Source organism: Pseudomonas sp. LSJ-87 (assembly GCF_032971465.1).
Lineage (GTDB): Bacteria > Pseudomonadota > Gammaproteobacteria > Pseudomonadales > Pseudomonadaceae > Aquipseudomonas > Aquipseudomonas putida_Z.
Genome location: NZ_JAWJYQ010000069.1, coordinates 1 through 4615, shown reverse-complemented (window position 1 = coordinate 4615; position 4615 = coordinate 1). Strand labels below are relative to the sequence as shown.

Annotated in this window: 4 protein-coding genes; 3 read left to right on the top strand and 1 reads right to left on the bottom strand. The window is 63.0% G+C overall.

Translation table 11 applies throughout. The features are described from left to right. The coding region (locus tag RYH74_RS25390) for a DotU family type IV/VI secretion system protein (protein ID WP_317410516.1) at positions 1–399 on the bottom strand (399 nt) is incomplete at its 3' end. Between the two features lie 399 nt (positions 400–798). Here RYH74_RS25390 and RYH74_RS25385 point away from each other — a divergent pair. Genes RYH74_RS25385 through RYH74_RS25375 form a run of 3 tightly spaced genes read left to right on the top strand, consistent with a single transcriptional unit; the run spans position 799 to position 4584 of the window. Then, positions 799–1539, top strand: a complete 741-nt coding sequence (locus RYH74_RS25385; protein WP_085664763.1) for a gluconate 2-dehydrogenase subunit 3 family protein — start codon at positions 799–801, stop codon at positions 1537–1539. Positions 1540–1542: 3 nt separating this feature from the next. Next, positions 1543–3327, top strand: a complete 1785-nt coding sequence (locus RYH74_RS25380) for a GMC family oxidoreductase (RefSeq protein WP_286099952.1) — start codon at positions 1543–1545, stop codon at positions 3325–3327. 12 nt (positions 3328–3339) lie between these two features. Continuing rightward, positions 3340–4584 (top strand): cytochrome c, encoded by a 1245-nt coding sequence (locus RYH74_RS25375; RefSeq protein WP_084785192.1) that lies wholly within the window; start codon positions 3340–3342, stop codon positions 4582–4584. Positions 4585–4615 lie beyond the last annotated feature (31 nt).

Sequence of the window (4615 nt, the reverse complement as noted above, 5' to 3'; positions counted from 1 at the left end):
CCCCCAGGGGCGGCTCATCACGGCCTCGTCCAGGTAAAGGCACAAGGCATAGGAATAGACTTCGAGGTGTACGGCGGAATAACCGTGCTGCTGTATTTCCTCGCGGATGGCGCTGACCTGGGTCTGCAGGGCCTTGTGCACCTGTTCGATGTTGGGCAGGTCATCCAGCGTACGCAGGCGTATGACCAGGCCGAACAGCGGGTTGGCCGCGTCGAGCATCAGGTTGGCGAAGCCACCGCGTAACCGGAAGTCCGGGTCGGCCGGGTAGCCAGGAATATCCATGGCTTGCCCAGGTCCGGTACTGGAGCGAGGTTGCTGGTTCCCTTGGATATCCTCCAGCAGGACCGGCTTTTTCTTCCTGTGTACTGTCTTCACAGTTGCATCGGGCTCATCGGACATCCTTAATCCTCGTTTGTCGGCGCGCTATTGCTGCGTAGTGGCATGGAGTATCCACGCGGCTAGTCGCAGGCATTTGGCTGAAGCCCGAACCTAAACCAGGAATCAATCTATCGGGAATCCCGAAACGTCCGATGCGATCGTAGGAATTTTCTTCTTTTGTGCATTTGAGAGTCTGAAGATGCAGCTCAAGGCGTGCTGAGTGTGAAAAATACCTTGGCTGGATGCAAAGGCTTATGGGGACCTTTAATGGCAGGCAAATACGGCATGAAACCGGTTTCAAAACATTTCTGAACACGCTAAATTATTCGGCTGTTTTCTTGATGGCCTATCAAGACCACCCCCCATATTGAAAATCAGATGGCGCTTTTCAAGGCCGCACACAGCCGATGAGGATTCGCAATGCCTGACCATGCCCCAGACAACCCGCGCAGGGACTTTCTGCGCAAGACCTTGACCTTGATCCCTGTGGTCACCGTGGCCAGCACGGGGCTTGGCGTGGGTGCCAGTCAGCTGCTTGCGGCCCCGCAACACGAGCCCAAAGTGCCGGCCACGCCGCCAGCGGGCAACTACCAGCCGACGTTCTTCACTGCCGAGGAGTGGGCCTTCGTGCAGGCGGCCGTCTCGCGCATCATCCCGGCCGACGAGCTTGGCCCTGGTGCACTTGAAGCCGGCGCTGCCGAATTCATCGACCGGCAGATGAACACCCCCTATGCAACCGGCGCGCAGTGGTACATGCAGGGCCCGTTCAAGGCCGACGCCGCGCCCGAACTGGGTTACCAGCTGCAACTCAGCCCGCAACAGATCTACCGCCTGGGCATCGCCGCCGTGGACGGCTGGTGCAAGGCCAATTCCGGGCAAGTTTTTGCTGCGCAAGATAGCGCTACCCGGGACCACGTTCTCAGCAAGGTCGAGGCTGGAGAGCTGGTTTTCGACACCGTGCCGGCCAAGGTGTTCTTCAGCTTGCTGGTGCAGAACACCCGTGAAGGGTTCTTCTGCGACCCGATCCATGGCGGCAACAAAGGCATGGTCGGCTGGACCCAGATCGGCTTCCCCGGCGCCCGCGCCGATTTCATGGATTGGGTCGAGCGCAACGAGCCTTACCCGTTCCCGGCTGTTTCGATCCGTGGCGAGAGGGCCTGAGGCATGGCGACCGTGATGAAGAAAGTGGACGCGGTAATCGTGGGCTTCGGCTGGGCCGGCGCGATCATGGCCAAGGAACTGACCGAGGCCGGGCTGCAGGTGGTGGCCCTGGAGCGGGGGCCGATGCAGGACACCTACCCGGAAGGCAGCTACCCGCAAGTGATCGACGAGCTGACCTACAGCGTGCGCAAGAAGCTGTTCGTCGATGTGTCGAAAGAGACCGTCACCATCCGCCATGGCATGAACGACGTGGCACTGCCCAATCGCCAGCTCGGTGCCTTCCTGCCGGGCAAAGGTGTAGGTGGCGCAGGCCTGCACTGGTCTGGCGTGCACTTCCGGGTAGACCCGATGGAGCTGCGCATGCGCAGCCACTACGAAGAACGCTACGGGCGCAAGTTCATCCCCGAAGACATGACGATCCAGGACTTCGGGGTCAGCTACGAGGAACTGGAACCGCACTTCGACTTTGCCGAAAAGGTATTCGGTACCTCTGGCCAGGCCTGGACCGTCAACGGCCAGGTCGTTGGCGAAGGGAAGGGCGGCAACCCCTATGCGCCGGACCGTTCCAGCCCGTTCCCGCTGCCTTCGCAGAAAAACGTGGTGTCGGCCAGGCTGTTCGAAAAGGCAGCGGCCAGCCTGGGCTACAAGCCCTACAACCTGCCCTCGGCCAACACCTCCGGCTCGTACACCAACCCGTACGGGGCGCAGATGGGGCCGTGCAACTTCTGCGGTTTCTGCAGCGGCTACGTGTGCTACATGTACTCCAAGGCCTCGCCCAACGTGAACATCCTGCCGGCGCTGCGCCAGGTGCCGAACTTCGACCTGCGGCCCAACGCCCATGTGCTGCGGGTGAACCTGGACGACAGCAAGCGCAAGGCCACCGGGGTGACCTACATCGACGCCCAGGGGCGGGAAGTGGAGCAGCCGGCGGACCTGGTGATCCTGGCGGCGTTCCAGTTCAACAACGTGCGCCTGATGCTGCTGTCCGGCATCGGCAAACCGTACGACCCCATCAAGAACGAAGGCGTGGTCGGGCGTAACTTCGCCTACCAGAACATGGGCACGGTCAAGGCGTTCTTCGACAAGGACACCTACACCAACAACTTCATCGGTGCCGGTGGCAACGGCATTGCCATCGATGACTTCAACGCCGACAACTTCGACCATGGCCCGCACGGCTTCGTCGGTGGCTCGCCGATGTGGGTGAACCAGGCCGGCACACGGCCGATTGCCGGCGGCGCGACTCCGCCTGGCACACCGGCCTGGGGCAGCGCCTGGAAGAAGGCCACCGCCGATTACTACACCCACCAGGTGTCGATGGACGCCCACGGCGCCCACCAGTCCTACCGTGGCAACTACCTGGACCTCGACCCGACCTACCGCGACGCCTACGGCCAGCCGCTGCTGCGCATGACCTTCGACTGGCAGGAAAACGACATCAGGATGAACCAGTTCATGGTCGACAAGCTGAGCAAGATCGCCCAGGCGATGAACCCCAAGACCATTGCCGTGCTGGGCAAGAAGGTCAAGGACCACTTCAACACCGCCAGCTACCAGACCACCCACCTGAACGGCGGCGCGATCATGGGCACCGACCCGAAAACCAGTGCGTTGAACCGCTACCTGCAAAGCTGGGACGTGCACAACGTGTTCGTTCCGGGGGCTTCGGCGTTCCCCCAGGGGCTGGGCTACAACCCGACCGGGCTGGTGGCTGCGCTGACCTACTGGTCGGCCCGCGCCATCCGCGAGCAGTACCTGAAAAACCCTGGCCCGCTGGTCCAGGCTTGAGGAGCGATGCGCATGAAGACAATGTTGATAGCAACCCTGCTGGGTGCCAGCGTGGCTGCACAGGCTGCGCCGAACGACGATGCGCAGGTGCGCCAGGGCGAGTACCTGGCCCGCGCCGGCGACTGCGTCGCCTGCCATACCGCCAAGGGCGGCAAGCCGTTCGCCGGAGGGTTGCCGATGGAGACACCGATCGGCACGGTGTACTCCACCAACATCACCCCGGCGGCCAGTGGTATCGGCCAGTACAGTTTCGAAGACTTCGACCAGGCAGTGCGCAAGGGCATCGGCAAGGACGGCAGCACCCTGTATCCGGCCATGCCATACCCGTCCTATGCGCGCGTCAGCGAGCAGGACATGCAGGCGCTGTATGCCTACTTCATGAAGGGCGTGGAGCCGGTCGAGCAGCCGAACAAGGCCACCGACATCCCCTGGCCGCTGAGCATGCGCTGGCCGCTGGCGGTCTGGCGCGGGTTGTTCGCGCCAGAGGCCAAGCCCTGGCAGGCGTCGGCGGCGGCCGACCCGGTGGTCAACCGCGGTGCCTACCTGGTCGAGGGCCTGGGGCACTGTGGCGCGTGCCATACGCCGCGGGCACTGACCATGCAGGAAAAGGCACTGAGCCCACAGGATGGCGAGCAGTTCCTGGCTGGCAGTGCACCGCTGGAAGGCTGGATTGCCAAGAACCTGCGTGGCGACCACAAGGACGGCCTGGGTAGCTGGAGCGAAGAGCAGCTGGTGCAGTTTCTCAAGACTGGCCGTAGCGACCGCAGCGCCGTGTTCGGTGGCATGAGCGACGTGGTCGAGCACAGCATGCAACACATGAGCGACGCCGACCTGACCGCTATCGCCCGCTACCTGAAGACGTTGCCGCCGAGCAACCCTGACGACCAGCCGCACGTGTACGACAAACAGGTGGCGGATGCGCTGTGGAAGGGCGACGACAGCAAGCCCGGGGCGGCGGTGTACATCGACAACTGCGCGGCCTGCCACCGTACCGATGGCCAGGGCTATACCCGCGTGTTCCCGGCCCTGGCCGGCAACCCGGTGGTGCAGACGGCGGATGCCACATCGCTGATCCACGTGGTATTGGCGGGGGGTACGGTGCCGGCGACGCACGCGGCACCGTCGAACTTCACCATGCCGGCGTTCGGCTGGCGCCTGAGTGACCAGGAGGTTGCCGAGGTGGTGAACTTCATTCGCACCAGTTGGGGTAACCAAGGGGATGCCGTCACCGCCAGTGAAGTGAAAGCCCTTCGTTAACTGCATCCCTCTGTCTGCACCCCCCAATCCA